This is a genomic window from Micromonospora sp. C31, assembly GCF_018070575.1.
Taxonomy (GTDB): domain Bacteria; phylum Actinomycetota; class Actinomycetes; order Mycobacteriales; family Micromonosporaceae; genus Micromonospora.
In genome coordinates this window covers 37,092-53,871 of sequence record NZ_JAGPXN010000027.1, presented here as the reverse complement: position 1 = coordinate 53,871, position 16,780 = coordinate 37,092, and the positions used below count along the sequence as shown (strand labels likewise).

2 protein-coding genes are annotated in these 16,780 nt (G+C 77.1%); both read right to left on the bottom strand.

Going from position 1 to position 16,780, the window contains the following annotated elements:
- Window positions 1–21: 21 nt before the first annotated feature.
- Window positions 22–1,587, bottom strand: a complete 1,566-nt coding sequence (locus KBX06_RS25770; protein ID WP_210839504.1) for a bifunctional 3-(3-hydroxy-phenyl)propionate/3-hydroxycinnamic acid hydroxylase — start codon at window positions 1,585–1,587, stop codon at window positions 22–24.
- Between the two features lie 79 nt (window positions 1,588–1,666).
- Window positions 1,667–16,648 carry a type I polyketide synthase gene (locus KBX06_RS25765; RefSeq protein WP_210839502.1) on the bottom strand — a complete coding sequence of 4,994 codons (14,982 nt, stop codon included), beginning with the start codon at window positions 16,646–16,648 and terminating at the stop codon, window positions 1,667–1,669.
- Window positions 16,649–16,780: the final 132 nt, after the last annotated feature.

The window sequence follows — 16,780 nt, the reverse complement described above, 5'->3', positions numbered from 1 at the left end:
CTTCCGGTGGGTGGATGCCGATCAGCCGCGCCGGACCTGCTGGCGCAGGTCCTCGACGAGCGCGGGCACACCGGCCGGGTCGGCGGCCGTGCCGAAGACGTAGAAGTCGGGCCGGACGAGCACCGCCACGGCGTCGTACCGCTTGAGGTGGGGCAGGTACACGTCGTCGAGGTCGAAGGCGGTCGGCGTGGTGCCGGCTGCGGGGGCGGGAGCGCCGGCGGGGACGACCCGGACGACCCGGGCGTCGAGCGAGCCCAGGAAGGCCCGGGTGTCCGCGTCGAGCAGGCCGTCGGGGTCCTCGGCGCAGAGCAGGACGAAGCCGGTGCCGACGACCTCGTCGAAGAGCCCGGCGCGGCCGTCGACCTCGACGCGCCCCTGCGGCATCGGCACGCCGGCCGCCTCGCCGGCACGGCCGTGCAGGACCCCGCCGGCCAGGGGCTCCAGCAGGGAACGGGTGCGCGGGCGAGCGGTACGCCGGCGCAGTTCGGCGAGCATCGCGGCGTCCCGGCCGGCCGCGGCGACACGGTCGGTCTCGCAGATCACGGTGCCGGAGTCCATGGACATCCGGATGGCGTGCTGCACGTGCGCGCAGCGCTCCTCCTGGTAGGTGTCCAGCAGGGCCTCGTCGGCCAGGCCGCGGTGCACCAGGTCGAGCTTCCAGGCGAGGTTGAGGGCGTCGCGGAAGCCCGAGCTCATCCCCTGCCCCATGAACGGCGGCATCACGTGCGCCGCGTCACCGGCGATGAGGATCCGCCCGGAGCGCCAGCGCTCGGCCGAGCACGCCTGCGTGGTGTAGACGCCGTACCGCTCCAGGGTCGCGTTGTCGGGCGTGATGTCGAAGAGGCCGAGCAGCCGCCACACGCTCTCGACGCTCTCGAACTCCTCCCGGCTCTCCCCCGGCACCCGCATGAACTCCCACCGCCGGTGCCCCGGGCCGGCCGACACGGCCGTGCGGGGGCGCGCCGGGTCGCAGACCTGGAGGTTGTTCGGCTTGAACTCGCGGGCCTCGTGCGGCACCACGTCGCAGACCAGCCAGTCGTACGTGAAGTCGAGGTCGGTGACGCCGCTGCCCAGGTGTTCCCGGACGAAGCTGTTGGCGCCGTCGCAGCCGACGACCCAGCGGGCCGCGCGGACCTCCTCGCCGTCCGGACCGGCGATGGTGACCTCGACCCGGTCGTCGTGCTCGACCAGGCCGGTCACCTGGTACGGGCGCAGCACCGTGACGCCCGGCAGTTCCGCTCCCCGCTCGGCGAGCAGCGCCTCCAGGCCGGGCTGGTAGAAGGAGACCGAGTCGGGCCAGCCCATCGGGCCGTCGCCGGTCACCTTGACGTGCAGCAGGGTCCGGCCGAAGCCGTTCTTGAAGGTGTACTCGCCCGACGACTCCACCACCGGCCCCAGCCGGTCGGCGACGCCGGCGGCGGCCAGGATGCGGCTCGCCTCCCCGTCGTACGACACCGCGCGGGGGAAGTTGTACGGGGTGGCCCAGCGCTCGACCGCCGTGACGGTGAGCCCCCGCTGCGCCAGCAGGATCGTGAGCATCTCACCGACGGGGCCGTAGCCCACGATCAGGACGTCGGTCGTCAGCATCGGTATCGGTTCCTCGCAGGGTCGGTGGACACGGTGTCGACAGGGACGGCTCGCGCCGTGCGGCTCGGCCGGACGGCCATCAGAGACCGAGTTCGCTGTCGATGAGGTCGAAGAGGTCGTCGTCGCTGGCCAGTTCGAGGTCGAGGTCGGGATCGCCGCCCGATCCGGCGCGCATCGTGCGCCACTTGGCGATGAGCACCTCCAGCCGGGACCCGATCTGGTCGTGCAGTTCCGCCTCGACGCTGGCCTCGGTCAGCGAGCGTTCCAGGTTCTCCAGGTCCGCGAGGACCGGCGGAACCGCCGGGCCGGTGTCCGGCGCCAGCTGGGACACCAGGAACGTGGCCAGCTCGTTCGGGTCCGGGTAGTCGAAGATCAGTGTGGCCGGCAGGCGCAGGCCGGTCGCCGTGGTCAGCCGGTTGCGCAGCTCGACGGCGGTCAACGAGTCGAAGCCGATCTGGCTGAAGGCCCGGCCCGGGGCGACCGCGGCGCGGCTGCCGTGCCCGAGCACGCTCGCCGCCTGCTCGCGGACCAGGTCGACCAGCAGGGTGTGGCGCTCGGGCCCCGCCAGGGCCGCCAGCTCGTCGGCGAGGGTACGCCCGCCGGCGACCGGGGCGGCCGACCGCGCGGTGGGCCGTTCCCGCCGCATGAGCCCGCGCAGCAGGGCCGGGGGCCGCTCGACCCGTTCGCCGAGCGCGGCGACGTCGATCCTGGTCGGCACCAGCACCGGCTCGGCCAGCCGCAGGCCCACGTCGAACAGGGCCATCCCCAGGTCGGACGGGATCGCGAGCTGCCCGTCCCGGGCGGTGATCCGGGGATCGGCCCGGTCCAGCTTGGCGGTCATCTCGCTGGCCTGTTCCCACAGTCCCCAGGCGAACGACCGGCCGGGCAGGCCCGCGGCGCGACGCGCCAGGGCGAGCGCGTCGAGGAACGCGTTGGCCGCCGCGTAGTTGGCCTGACCGGGCACGCCGAAGACGCCGGCGCCGGAGGAGAACAGCACGAACCCGGCCAGGTCGAGGTGGCGGGTGAGCTCGTGCAGGTGCCACGCGGCGTCGAGCTTCGGCGCGAAGACGGTGTCGACGCGCTGCGGGGTCAGGGCGGTGACCACCCCGTCGTCGAGCACCCCGGCGAGGTGCACGACGGCGGTCAACGGGTGCCGCGCCGGCACCGCGGCCAGCACCGCGGCCAGGGCGTCCCGGTCGGCCACGTCGGCCGCCACCACCGTGGCCTCGGCGCCCAGGCGGCGCAGCTCGTCGACCGCCTCGCCCGCGCCGGGAGCCCGCTCGCCGCGGCGGCTGACCAGCAGCAGCCGTCGTACGCCGTGCGTCTCGACCAGTCGCCGGGCGACCAGCCGGCCCAGGGTCCCGGTGCCGCCGGTCAGCAGCACGGTGCCCTCGGGGTCCCACCTCCGGGGCATGGTGAGCACCACCTTGCCGACGTGCCGGGCCTGGCTGACGTGCCGGAACGCCTCCGGCGCCTGGCGGACGTCCCACACCTGGGTGGGCAGCGGGGTGAGCGTTCCCCGTTCGAAGAGCCCCAGCAGCACGACGAGCATGCGCTGCACCTCGTCGGGGTCCTCCAGGGTCAGGTCGAAGGCGGTGTACGCCACCCCCGGGTGGTCGGCGGCGACGCGGGCGGCGTCGCGGATGTCGGTCTTGCCCATCTCGATGAACCGCCCGCCGCGCGGCAGCAGCCGCAACGACGCGTCGACGAACTCGCGGGCCAGCGAGTCGAGCACCACGTCGACGCCCCGGCCGCCGGTCGCGTCGGCGAACCGGGTCTCGAAGTCGAGGGTCCGGGACGAGGCCAGGTGCTCCTCGTCGAGGCCCATCGACCGCAGGGCGTCCCACTTGGCGGGGCTGGCGGTGGCGTACACCTCGGCGCCGAGGTGCCGGGCGAGCTGCACGGCGGCCATGCCGACGCCGCCGGCCGCCGCGTGCACCAGCACCGACTCGCCCCGGCTGAGCCCGGCCAGGTTGACCAGGCCGTGGTACGCGGTCAGGAAGACCACCGGCACGGAGGCGGCCTCGACGTACGACCAGCCGGCCGGCATCGGGGCCAGCAGCCGGCGGTCGGTGACCGCGACCGGCCCGAAGCAGCCCACGAAGACCCCGAACACCCGGTCACCGGGCCGCAGGTCGGTCACCTCGGCGCCCACCTCGACGACCTCGCCGGCGCCCTCGCCACCCAGCGGCCCCGCGTCGCCCGGGTACAGGCCGAGCGCGTTGAGCACGTCGCGGAAGTTCAGGCCGGCGGCGCGGACGCGGACGCGGACCTCGCGGGCGCCGAGAGCGGCGTCGGCGGCGTCGGTGGGAACCAGGGTCAGGTTCTCCAGGCTGCCGCGCACCGGCGCGTCCAGCCGCCACGCGGCGGCGGGTGGTGCGGTCAGCTCGCCCGCCGACCCGGCCCGCGCCAGCCGCGGCACGTACGCCGTGCCGCCCCGGATCGCTGCCTGCGGCTCGGCCGCGGCCAGCAGCGCGGCCACCTGGTCGGGGCCGATCCCGTCGCCGTCGACGTCCACGACGAGCAGCTGGTCCGGGTTCTCCGACTGGGCGGAGCGGACCAGCCCCCACGCCGCCGCGGCGGCCGGGTCGGTCACCTCGCCGGCGTGGTGCACGGCCACCGCGCCCCGGGTCACCAGCACCAGCCGTGACGCCGCCCAGCGGGGCTCGGTGAGCCAGCGTCCGACCAGTTCGAGGGCCCGTACGGCGGCGTGCCGCGCCGCGCGGGGGGTGGGCTGCGCGGGTCCCGCGTCGAGCGGCACGAGCACGGCCCCGGGCAGGGCCAGTCCCGCGTCGACGGCGGCGGCGAGCCCGTCCAGCCCCGGGTGGAGCGGGAACCCGTCCAGGCCGGGGGCGACGGCCACGGCGTCGACCGGGGGAGCCGCGTCGACCGGCGGCAGCGGCGTCCAGTCGATCCGGAACAGGGCGTCGCGGGTGGCGCGGTCGTCGGTGACGGCCAGTTCGGCGGCGGAGATCGGCCGCATCGTCAGGGCGGTCACCTCGGCGACCGGGGCGCCCGTCGGGTCGGCGGCGGTCAGCGCGATGGCGTGCGGCCCGACCTGGGTGAGCCGCACCCGCAGGGCGGTCGCACCGGTGGCGTGCAGGGTGACGCCGTTCCAGGCGAACGGCAGCAGCAGCCGCCCGTCGCCGGCTCCGGCGAGACCGCCGAAGTGCGCGGCGTGCAGGGCGGCGTCGAACAGGGCCGGGTGCAGGCCGTAGCGGTCGGCGTCGACCCGCTGGGCCGCCGGCAGCTCCACCTCGGCGTAGACCTCGTCGCCGCTGGTCCACGCCGCGCGCAGCCCCTGGAAAGCCGGCCCGTACGCGTAGCCGTCGGCCGCCAGGCCGGCGTAGAAGCCGGTCAGGTCGACGGGCCGGGCGTCGCGCGGCGGCCATGTGGTGAGCTGCGGCGACGCCACGGGCTGGTCGGCGCAGAGGGTGGCGCTGGCGTGCCGGGTCCACGGCGTCCCCGCCGGTGCGTCGGCGGGCCGCGAGTGCACGGTCACCGGCCGGCGCCCGTCGTCGCCCACGCCGACCGCCACCTGCACCTGGGTCGCCCCGTCGGCGGGCAGGGTCAGTGGGGCCTCGATGACCAGCTCGTCGAGGACGGGGTGACCGATCTCGTCGCCGACGCGCAGGCAGAGTTCCACCAGGCCGGTGCCGGGCACCAGCACGCTGTCGGTGACCCGGTGGTCGGCCAGCCACGGCTGCGCGTCGGTCGACAGCCGCCCGGTGAACAGGTGGCCTCTCGCCTCGGCCAGCGCGACCGACGCGCCGAGCAGCGGGTGCCCGGCGGCGTCCAGGCCGGCGGCGCCGACGTCGCCGGGGCCGGAGAGGGGCCGGGGCCAGTAGCGGCGGTGGGCGAACGCGTAGGTGGGCACGTCGACCCGCCGGCCGCCGGCCAGCGCTGGCCGCCAGTCCACGGCGACACCGCACACGTGCAGCTGGGCCAGGGAGAGCAGGAACCGTTCCCGGTCGCCCTGGTCGCGTTGCACCGAGCCGACCACCACGGTCTCGTCCTCGTGGTCGGCGAGGGTCTCCTCGATGCCGACGGTGAGCACCGGGTGTGGGCTGCACTCGACGTAGGTGTCGTGGCCCTGGGCGGCCAGCGCACGGATCGCCCGTTCCAGCTCGACCGGCTGCCGCAGGTTGCGGTACCAGTAGTCCGGCCCCATGTTCTCGCCGTCGAGCCAGCGCAGGTCGGTGGTGGAGAACAGCGGCACGGCCGCCGGGCCGGGGGTGATTCCCGCCAGCACCTCGGCCAGCTCGTCGCGGATGCGTTCCACCTGGGCGGAGTGGGAGGCGTAGTCGACGGCGATGCGCCGGACCCGGGTCTGCTCGCCGGCCAGTTCGGCGAGGAGTTCCTCCACCGCCTCCGGTTCGCCGGAGACCACGACGGCGGCCGGGCCGTTCACGGCGGCGACCGAGATCCGGTCGCCGAAGCGGGCGATGCGGTCGCGGACCGTGTCGGCGGGCAGCGCGACGGAGGCCATCGCGCCGTGCCCGGCCAACGCCCGCAGCGCGCGGCTGCGCAGCGCCACCACCCGGGCGGCGTCGGGCAGGGAGAGCACCCCGGCCACGCAGGCGGCGGCGATCTCGCCCTGCGAGTGGCCGACCACGGCGGCCGGCTGCACGCCGTGGGAGCGCCACAGCTCGGCCAGCGACACCATCATCGCGAACAGGGCGGGCTGCACCACGTCGACGTCGTCGAGGCCGGGCGCGCCGGGCACCTGGCGTAGCACGTCCAGCAGCGACCAGTCCAGGTACGGCCGCAGGGCCGCGTCGCAGGCCGCCATGCGTTCGGCGAACACGGGGGCCTGGTCGAGCAGGTCCAACCCCATGCCGAGCCACTGGGAGCCCTGCCCGGGGAAGACGAAGACGCACCGGCCGGCGGGCCGGGCCTCGCCCACCGTCACCGCCGGGTCGGGCCGGCCCTCGGCGAGCGCGTCGAGGGCGGCGGCGACGCGCTCCGGCGACGAGCCGACCAGCACCGCCCGGGAGTCGAAGGTGCTCCGGCTGGTGGCCAGCGACCAGGCCACGTCGAGGGGCCGCTGGTCGGGCCGTTCGGCGAGGTGTTCCCGCAGCCGACGGGCCTGCCCGACGAGCGCCTCCGGGGTACGCGCGGAGAGCAGCCACGGCAGCGCGCGGTCCTCCGGCGTGGGTTCCGCGGCGGTCTCCTCCGGTGTCGCGGCGACCGCCTCGACGATCACGTGGGCGTTGGTGCCGCTGATGCCGAACGACGAGACACCGGCGCGCGCCGGCCGGTCCGCCGGGCGCCACGGGCGGGCCTCGGTGAGCAGCTCCACCGCCCCCGACTCCCAGTCGATCCGCGAGCTGCGTCGCTCGGCGTGCAGGGTGCGGGGCAGCCGGCCGTGCCGCATGGCGAGGACCATCTTCAGCACCCCGGCCACGCCGGCCGCGGCCTGGGTGTGCCCGAGGTTGGACTTGACCGAGCCGAGCAGCACCGGCGGGGTGCCGGCGGGGCGCTGCCCGTACGTGGCGAGGATCGCCTCCGCCTCGATGGGGTCGCCGAGCGACGTGCCGGTGCCGTGCGCCTCCACGACGTCGACCTCGGCGGCGCCCAGCCCGGCGGCGCCCAGCGCGGCCTTGATGACCCGTTCCTGCGACGGCCCGTTCGGGGCGGTCAGCCCGTTGGACGCGCCGTCCTGGTTGACCGCCGAGCCGCGGACCACGGCGAGCACGGGATGGCCCCGGCGGCGGGCGTCGGAGAGGCGCTCGACCACCAGCATCCCGACGCCCTCGGACATGCCGAAGCCGTCGGCGTCCTCGGCGAACGCCTTGCACCGCCCGTCGGCGGCGAGGCCGCGCTGCCGGCTGAAGCCGGTCAGCCCGGCGGGGGTGGACATCACCGACACGCCGCCGGCCAGGGCCAGGTCGCAGTCGCCCTGCCGCAGCGCCTGGACGGCCAGGTGCAGCGCCACCAGGGACGCCGAGCAGGCGGTGTCCACGGTGACGGCCGGCCCCTCCAGCCCGAGCGCGTACGCGACCCGGCCGGAGAGGACACTGCCGGCCGTGCCGGTGAGCAGGTGCCCCTCGTCGGCGGTGACCTCGCCGTCGTCGGACACCACGCCGGGGGCGACCCGGTCGGCGTAGTCCTGCCCGTGGGTGCCGGCGAAGACGCCGGTGCGGCTGCCCCGCAGGGTGGCCGGGTCGATGCCGCCGCGCTCCAGCGCCTCCCAGGAGGTCTCCAGCAGCAGCCGGTGCTGCGGGTCCATCGCGAGGGCCTCGCGGGGGCTGATGCCGAAGAACGCGGCGTCGAAGTCGGCGATCCCGGTGAGGAACCCGCCGGCCCGCACGTACGTGCGGCCGGGCGTGCCGGGCACCGGGTCGTAGAGGTCGGCCAGCGGCCAGCCGCGGTCGCCGGGCAGGTCGCCGATGACGTCGGCCCCCGCGTCCAGCAACCGCCACAGCTCCTCCGGGGAACCGATGCCGCCGGGGAACCGGCAGGCCATCGCGACGATGGCGACCGGTTCGTCCAGAGCGACGGTGGTGGCGTCGGTGACCTCGGTGGCGGCGGTGCCGAGCAGCCGGGCGTGCAGGTGCGCGGCGAGCAGCTCCGGGGTGGGGTGGTTGAACACGGCGTGCGGGGCGAGCCGGACGCCGGTGACGGCGGTGAGCCGGTTGCTCAGTTCCACGGCCATCAGCGAGTCGAAGCCGAGGTCCTTGAACGGGCGGCGCGGCTCGACCTGCTCGGGTCCGGTGTGGCCGACCACGGTGGCGCACCGGGTGCGGACGAGGTCCAGCAGCAGGTCGGCGCGGTCGGGCTCGGCGAGTTCGGCCAGCCGGTCGGCGAAGCCCTTCGCGGAGGCGGGCGCGGAGTCGGCGTTGACGGCCCGGCGGGGCGGCGGGGGCAGCAGCGCCCGCAGCAGGGCGGGCACCTCGCCGGAGGTCCGTACGGCGGCCAGGTCGAGCCCGATGGGCACGAGCGCCGGCCGGTCGACGTGCAGGGCGGCGTCGAACAGTGCCAGCCCGGCGGTCGTGTCGAGGGGGCGGGTGCCGCCCCGGGCGAGCCGGGCCAGGTCCGCCGGGGTGAGCCGGCCGGCCATCCCGTCCTGGGCGGCCCACAGCCCCCAGGCCAGGGCGGTCGCCGGGAGTCCCCGGGCGCGACGGTGTGCGGCGAGCGCGTCGAGGAACGCGTTGCCGGCCGCGTAGTTGCCCTGGCCGGGGCTGCCGAAGGTGGCGGCGGCCGAGGAGAAGAGCACGAACGCGGCCAGGTCGAGGTCGGCGGTCAGCTCGTGCAGGTGCCACGCGCCGTGCACCTTGGACCGCAGGGCCCGTGCCCAGCGGGTCGGGTCGAGGTCGGTGAGCAGGGCGTCGTCGGTTGCCCCGGCGGCGTGCACGACGGCGACCAGTCGGTCGGCCAGCGGGGCGACGACCTCGGCGAGCGCCGTCCGGTCGGCGACGTCGGCGGCGACCACCCGGACGGTGACGCCGGCGTCGGTCAGCGCGGCCGTCCAGTCGCCGGCCCGGCCGCTGCGGCTGACCAGCACCAGCTCGGCGACGCCGTGCACGGTGGCGAGGTGGGTGGCGACGTGCCGGCCGATCCCGCCGGTGCCGCCGGTGACCAGCACGGTGCCGCCGGCCAGCGCCGCGAGCGGCGTACCGGTCGGGGGCCGGTCGACGGGGTGGAGGCGGGGCAGCAGGGCGCGGCCGTCACGGACGGCGACCTCGGGTTCGTCCGTCGCGACGGCCAGCGCCGCGCGGACGGTGGCGTCGTCGGTGGCGTCGAGGCTGAGCAGGAGGAAACGGTCGGGCTGCTCGGCCTGGGCGACCCGGACCAGCCCGGTCACCGGGGCGTGCACCGGGTCACCGTCGCGCACGGCGAGGGCGAGGCGGGTGGTCTCCGCGCGGGGGTCGGCCAGCCAGCTCTGGAGCACGCCGAGCACGGCGAGGCCGACGGCGTGCGCGCGGTCGGGCACCGGCCGGCCCGGCTCACCGTCGCCGACCCGCAGCACCAGCAGCGGCGGCAGCGGCCCGTCCGGCGGGGTGCCGTCGGCGAGGGTCCAGGAGGGCGCCGGCGTCGCCGGGAACGCCGCGGGCAGCCAGTCGACGGCGTACAGCCCCGCGGGCGCGGCCGGGGGCGCCGGTGCGTCGGCGGAAGGCGGGTCCACGCTGCGCAGCACCACCCGGTCCACGTCGAGCACGGGCACGCCCGCGTCGTCGACGGCGCTCAGCGTCACCGCGTCCGCTCCGGCGGGGGCCAGGCAGACCCGCAGCGCGTGCGCGCCGGTGGCGTGGCGGCGCACCCCCACCCACTCGGTGGGCAGCAGCGGGGCGTCGGCTCCGCCGTCGCCGTCGCGGTCGCGGTCGGCGCCGGCGCCGGGCGCGAAGTCGGCGAGCGGGAGCAGGCGCAGGGCCGCCTCCAGCACCAGCGGGTGCACGCCGTACCGCTCGGCGTCCGGGTCGCGGGCGTCCTCGGGCAGGCGTACGTCGACGAAGAGCCGGTCGGCGGCGACCCACGCGGCCCGGGCCAGCTCCCCGGCCATCGCCCGGTGCTGCGGCGTGGTCAGGTCCACCGGTTGGGCCCCGGAGGGCGGCCAGACCGGGGCGAGCGCGCCCCGGCCGCTCTCCGGGTCGACCGGGCCGAGCACCGCCTCGGCGACCTCCCGCCAGGGCTGCCCGTCGCCGGCCCGGACGTGGCAGTGCGCCACCCGGCGCTGGTGTTCGTCCGGCGCGCCGACGCCGACCTGCACCTCCAGGGTCAGCTCGGCGGGCAGCGGCACCGGCTCGGGGACTGCCAGCCGCTCCACCGTCGGGGTGCCGAGTTGTTCGCCGAGGTGGGTGAGGACGTCCAGCAGTGCGGTGGCGGGCAGCAGCGCGGCGGTGCCGTCGCCGGGGGCGGCCAGCCACGGCTGGGTGGCCGCGGCGACCCGACCGGTGCAGACGACCTGCCCGGTGCCGGCGACCGGCAGCACGCCGCCGAGCAGCGGGTGCCCGGCGTCGGCCAGCCCGACGCCGACGGGACCGCCGACGCCGGCGGGAGCGGGCAGCCAGTAGTGCCGGCGCTGGAAGGCGTACGTGGGCAGGTCGACGCGGCGGTGCGGCCCGGGGCCGGCGAGGGCGGCGCGGTCCACGGCGACGCCCCGCACGTGCAGCCGCGCCACGGCGGCGAGCAGTGCCCGCGGCTCGTCGGCGGCGCCCCGTACGGCGGGGACGAAGGCCAGCTCGTCGGCCTCGGCGACGAGGCAGTCCTGGGCCATCGCGGTGAGTACGCCGGCCGGACCGATCTCCAGGAAGGTGCTGACGCCCAGCCCGTGCAGGGCCCGTACGCCGTCGTGGAAGCGGACGGTGCCCCGCACGTGCGCCACCCAGTAGTCGGGCGAGCAGAGCCGGGCCGGCTCGACGGGGTGACCGGTCAGGTTGGACACCACCGGCAGGTGCGGGGTGCGGTACGTGAGGCCGGCCGCCACCGCGCGGAACTCGTCGAGCATCGGTTCCATGCGCGGGGAGTGGAACGCGTGCGACACCCGCAGCCGGCTGGTGCGGCGCCCGGCGGCGCGCAGGGTGGCCGCGACGGCCAGCACCGCGTCGGTGTCGCCGGAGACGACCACGCTGGTGGGGCCGTTGACGGCGGCGAGGCCCACCCGCTCGGTCAGGTGCGCGGCGACCTCGGCCTCGTCGGCCTCGATGGCGACCATCGCTCCCCCGGCGGGCAGCTGCTGCATCAGTCGGGCACGGGCGGCGACGAGCGCCGCCGCGTCGGCGAGGGGGAACACCCCGGCCACGTGCGCGGCGGCCAGCTCGCCGACGGAGTGGCCGAGCAGCACGTCGGGGCGTACCCCCCAGGACTCCAGCAGGCGGTACAGCGCCACCTCGAAGGCGAACAGCCCCGGTTGGGTGTACAGGGTCTCGTCGAGCAGGTCGGCCAGTTCGCCGCCGGGGGAGGCGAAGACGACGTCCGCGACGGTGAGCGGGGCGTGGCCGGCGAGGCAGCGGTCGAGCTCGGCGCAGGCGGCGTCGAAGGCGTCGGCGAAGACCGGGTACGCCGCGTGCAGCTCGCGACCCATGCCGGCGCGCTGGCCGCCCTGCCCGCCGAAGAGCAGCCCGAGCTGGCCGTCGACGACCCGGCCGGTCAGCACGGCCGGCAGGTCGGGGTCCGGTTCGCCCCGGGTCAGGGCGGTCAGTCCCGCGCGGGCGGTGGCCGGGTCGTCGGCCAGCACCACGGCCCGGTGTTCGAGGGCGGCGCGGGTGGTGGCGAGCGCGTGCCCGACGTCGGCCGGGTCGGCGTCGGCCCCCGGCCCGTCGAGCCAGCCCAGTAGGCGGGCCGCCTGGTCGCGCAGCGCCTCGCCGGAGGCCGCGGCGAGCAGCCACGGCACGGGCGCTCGCCGGGTGGCGGAGTCGGACCCGGGCGACGGCTGGCGGTCGGCGGTACCGGCCGACGGCTGTCCTTCGGCGGTACCGGGCGGCGACTGCCGGCCCGGGTCCCGCGTACCGGACGGGTCGGCGGGCGCCTCGACGATGACGTGGGCGTTGGTGCCGCTGATGCCGAACGACGAGACGCCGGCCCGGCGGGGCCGGTGCACGTCGGGCCACGGGCGGGCCTCGGTGAGCACCTCGACCGCGCCGGCGGACCAGTCCACCTCCGACGTCGGGGCGTCCACGTGCAGGGTGCGGGGCAGCGTCCCGTGCCGCATCGCGAGCACCATCTTGATCACCCCGGCGGCCCCGGCGGCGGCCTGGGTGTGCCCGAGGTTGGACTTCAACGAGCCCAGCCGCAGCGGTTCGGCGTCGCCGCGTCCCGCCCCGTACGTGGCGAGCAGTGCCTGTGCCTCGATCGGATCGCCCAGCCGGGTGCCGGTGCCGTGCGCCTCGACGACGTCCACGTCGGCGGTGGAGAGCCCCGCCGCGTCCAGCGCCCGGCGGATGACCCGCTCCTGGGCGGGCCCGTTGGGGGCGGTCAGCCCGTTCGACGCGCCGTCGGAGTTGACGGCGGAACCGCGCAGCACGGCGAGGACGGGGTGCCCGCGCCGGCGGGCGTCGGAGAGCCGTTCCAGCAGCAGCACGGCGACGCCCTCGGACCAGCCGGTGCCGTCGGCGCCGTCGGCGAACGCCTTGCACCGGCCGTCCGGGGCCAGCCCGCGCTGCCGGCTGAACTCCACGAACGCCTGTGGGGTGCCCATCACCGCCACGCCGCCGGCCACGGCGAGGGAGCAGTCGCCGGAGCGCAGCGCCTGGGCGGCCAGGTGCAGCGCCACCAGCGACGACGAGCACGCCGTGTCGACGGTGACCGCCGGCCCCTCCAGCCCCAGCGCGTACGCGACGCGGCCGGAGACCACGCTGCCGGCGGTGCCGACGCCGAGGTAGCCCTCGGTGCCGGGCGGGGCCTGGCGCAGGTTGGCGGCGTAGTCGTGGTGCATGACGCCGGTGAAGACGCCGGTGGCGCTGCCGCGCAGCGAGGTGGGGTCGATGCCGGCCCGCTCGAACAGCTCCCAGGACGTCTCCAGCAGCAGCCGCTGCTGGGGGTCCATGGCGAGCGCCTCGCGCGGGCTGATCGCGAACAGGGAGGCGTCGAAGTCCGCGGCGTCGGTCAGGAAGCCGCCCACCCGCACGTACGAGGTGCCGGGACGGTCGGCGTCGTCGGAGAACAGGTGCGCCAGGTCCCAGCCCCGGTCGGTGGGGAACTCCGTGAGCCCCTCCCGGCCCTGGGCGACCAGCTCCCACAGTTCCTCGGGGGAACCGACACCGCCGGGCAGCCGGCAGGCCATGGCGACGACGACCACCGGATCGTCCGCCGTGGACGGCGTCGGCTGCCGGTCCGCCACCCGACCGGCCTGCCCGGTGCCGCCGCGCAGCCGGGCGGCGAGGTGCCGGGCGAGGGCGTCCGGGCTGGGCCGGTCGAACGCGGCCGTGGCGGAGAGCCGTACCCCGGTGGCCCGGGCCAGCCGGTCCCGCAGGGCGACCGCGCTGACCGAGGTGAAGCCGAGTTCCTTGAAGGCCCGGCCGGGGCGGACGGCCGCCGGCCCGGACAGTCCCGCCACCTCGGCGGTGGCGGCGCGGACGAGGTCGAGCAGGAGCCGGTCCCCCTCGCCGGTGCTCAGCCCGGCCAGCCGGCGGCGCAACTCGGCGGCGTCCCGGTCGTCGGCGGCGTCGTTGGGCGACGCGACGGGCCCACGCCAGGCGGGGTGCGCGGTGTCGGCGTGGCCCGCCGGGCGGGCGAGCAGGACCAGGTCGTCGCCGTCGTGGGCCACGTCGAAGGCGGCGAGGTCGGCGCGCGCGTCGCCGGTCCCGTCCCCCGGGTGGCGTCCGGTCGTCCCGGTGGCGGGCGACGGCTCGCGGTCGGCGGGCGCGGTCGTGCCGACGAGCCGGGCCGGCAGACCGGCGGCCCGGCGGCGGGCGAGCAGGGCGTGCAGGGCGCCGACGGCCGAGGCGGCCCGCTCCCGGCCGGCGGCGCCCAGCAGCAGGGCGGACGGGGCGAGGACGGCGAACGCGGCGGCCGGGAGCCGGGTCGTCGCGTCCAGCGTCGCGGCGAGGCCGAGCAGCCGGGCCACGCCCCCGTCGTCGGCCAGGTCGTCCTCGGAGGGGCAGAGGAAGACGCCGCCGGGCGGCTCGTCGCCCGCCCGGTCAGCGGGCAGCGCGGCGGCCTCGGCACCGGCGGCGGTGAGTTCGGCGGCCAGGTCCGTGAGGGCGGCCCCGGCCGTGGCGCCGAGGTGGAGCAGCCGCAGCCGGCGGGCGCGGTGCGCGGCGACGAGGTGTCGGGCCAGGGCCGCGCCGGTCGGTCCGTCGGCGCCGGTGACCAGGACCGGGCGGTCCGGGTCGGCCACGGTCGCCGGCCGCGCCGGCACGGCGGCGGGGGCCGGCACGAGGGCCGCGTGCAGGGCGGTTCCGGCCCGCAGCGCGACCTGTGCGGCGCCGGCATCCACCACGGCGGGCAGCAGGGCGACCGACCGGTGTCCGGCGTCGTGGTCGACCAGCACGATCCGGTCCGGGTAGGCGGCCTGGAGGGCGCGCCCGATCGCCGGGACGGCACCGGCCGCCGGATCGGGCCCGTCCCCTCCGGCGGCGGCGTCGCCCGCGACGCCCGCATCGGGGCCGGTCGCCGCATCGCCCGCCTCGCGGTCGGTCGCCGCGTGGCCCGCCTCGGGGCCGGTCGCCGCATCGACCGCCTCGGGGCCGGTCGGATCGTCGCCGGCCGGGCCGGTCAGCAGCACCAGCCGGGTACCGGCGAACCGGTCGTCGTCGAGCCAGCCACGCAGCCGGTCGGCGAGGTCCGTCGCGACGGCGTCGGCCGCGCCGGCCAGCAGCACCGTCACGTCGGGCACGTCCGGGGCGTCGCGCAGGGCGGCCAGGTCCCGGTGGCACCGGAACCGGTCCCCCGGCGACGCCGCGCGCAGCGGCTCCACCAGCGCCTCGCTGCCCGGGCCGACGAGCGCCCAGCGACGGGCCGGGGCCACGGCGGACTGCGCGGCCGTCGGAACGGGCGCTTCGAGCGGCGGTACGGCGCTCAGGTCCAGCGGCCGCCAGGCGAGCAGGCTCAGCGCCTCGTGGTGGCTGCCGTTGACGGCCCGCAGCCGCGCCGGCCGGTCGAGCAGGAGCCGCCGGGTGACCTTGCCGGAGGCGGTACGGGGCACCTGCCCGATCTCGTACAGCTCCTCGGGAACCTTGTGGTAGGACAGCTTCTGCCGGCAGGCGGCGTACCCGGCGCGGGGGTCGAAGCCCTCCGGCCCGGGCACCACGAAGGCCACCGGCACCTCGCCGAGCACCTCGTGCGGGCGGCCGGTCACCGCCACGTCGGCGACACCGGGCACGGCGCGCAGCGCCTCCTCCACCTCGGCCGGGTGGATCTTCTCACCACCCCGGATGATCAGTTCCTGGTGCCGGCCGGTGACGAAGATGTTGCCGTCGGCGTCGCGTCGGGCCAGGTCACCGGTGCGGTACCAGCCGTCGCGCAGGGCGGTGGCGGTGACCTCCGGCAGGCCGTGGTACCCGAGCATGACGCTCGGCCCGCTGACCCACACCTCGCCCTCGGCGCCGGCCGGCACGTCCAGGCCGGTCTGGGGGCTGACCAGGCGTACCTCGACGCCGGGCACCGCCCGCCCGCAGGAGCCCTCGACCCGCGGCTGGTCCGGCCGGGTGACGGCGATCGAGCCGCAGGTCTCCGTGCTGCCGTACGCGTCGAGCAGCGGCGCGTCGAAGACCTCGTCGAACGCCCGACGCAGCGCGCCGGTGGTGATCGCCCCGCCGACCAGGCAGACCCGCAGGGCCGGGGCGCGGAAGCCGGTCTCCCGGGCGGTGGTGACCAGGTGGTGGTACATGGCCGGGACGCCGGCCAGCACGGTGGCCTCGTCCTCGTCGACGGCGCGCAGCACGTCGTCGGCGGAGAAACCGTCGATGAGCCGGGCCGTGGCGCCGACCGCGGTCACGCTGAGCACGCACCCGATGTGGGAGAGGCTGTGGAACAGCGGCAGCGGCCAGACCACCCGGTCGGCGGCGGTGAGCCCGGGGATCGGCACGTAGCAGGCGGCGACGGACCAGAGGCAGGTGCGCTGGGTGGAGAGCACGCCCTTGGGCCGGCCGGTGGTGCCGGAGGTGTAGAGCATCCAGGCGACCTCGTCGAGACCCAGGTCGTCACGGGCGTCCACGCCCGGCTCGGTGTCGACCAGGTCGCGCCACGCGGTGACCCCGGCGGGCACCGGCCCGTCCCCGGTCACCACGAGCCGCAGGGCCGGCCGGTCGGCGCGCAGCCGCAGCAGCTGGTCGAGGTGCCGCTGGTCGGTGACCACCAGCACCGCGCCCGAGTCGCCCAGCAGGTGGGCCAGTTCCGCGTCGGTGCTGTGCGGGTTCACCGGTACGCCGACCGCGGCGGCCCGCGTCACGGCCAGCCAGGTCTCGACCGTCTCCACCCGGTTGCCGAGGCAGAAGGCCACCCGGTCGCCCCGCCCGACCCCGGACGCCGCCAGGTGACCGGCCAGCCGGCGGGTCCGCGCCGCCAGGTCGGCGTATCCGACCGCCCGGCGGTCGTCGCGGAACGCGACCTTGTTCCCCAACCTGGCGGCGTGGGCCTCGATCAGATCGGACAACGGCTGGATCAGGTCGCTCCGAAGCATGTCACCACATCCGTCCGTCGGCGAGACTCCTCATCGCGGCGTAGACCTCGCTCGCCGTAGCGGCCCAAGTCTTCCGAGCACCCTGCCGACGTCCTACCCCTGTCACCCCCTAAGTCGTCCCCAGTTCGGACC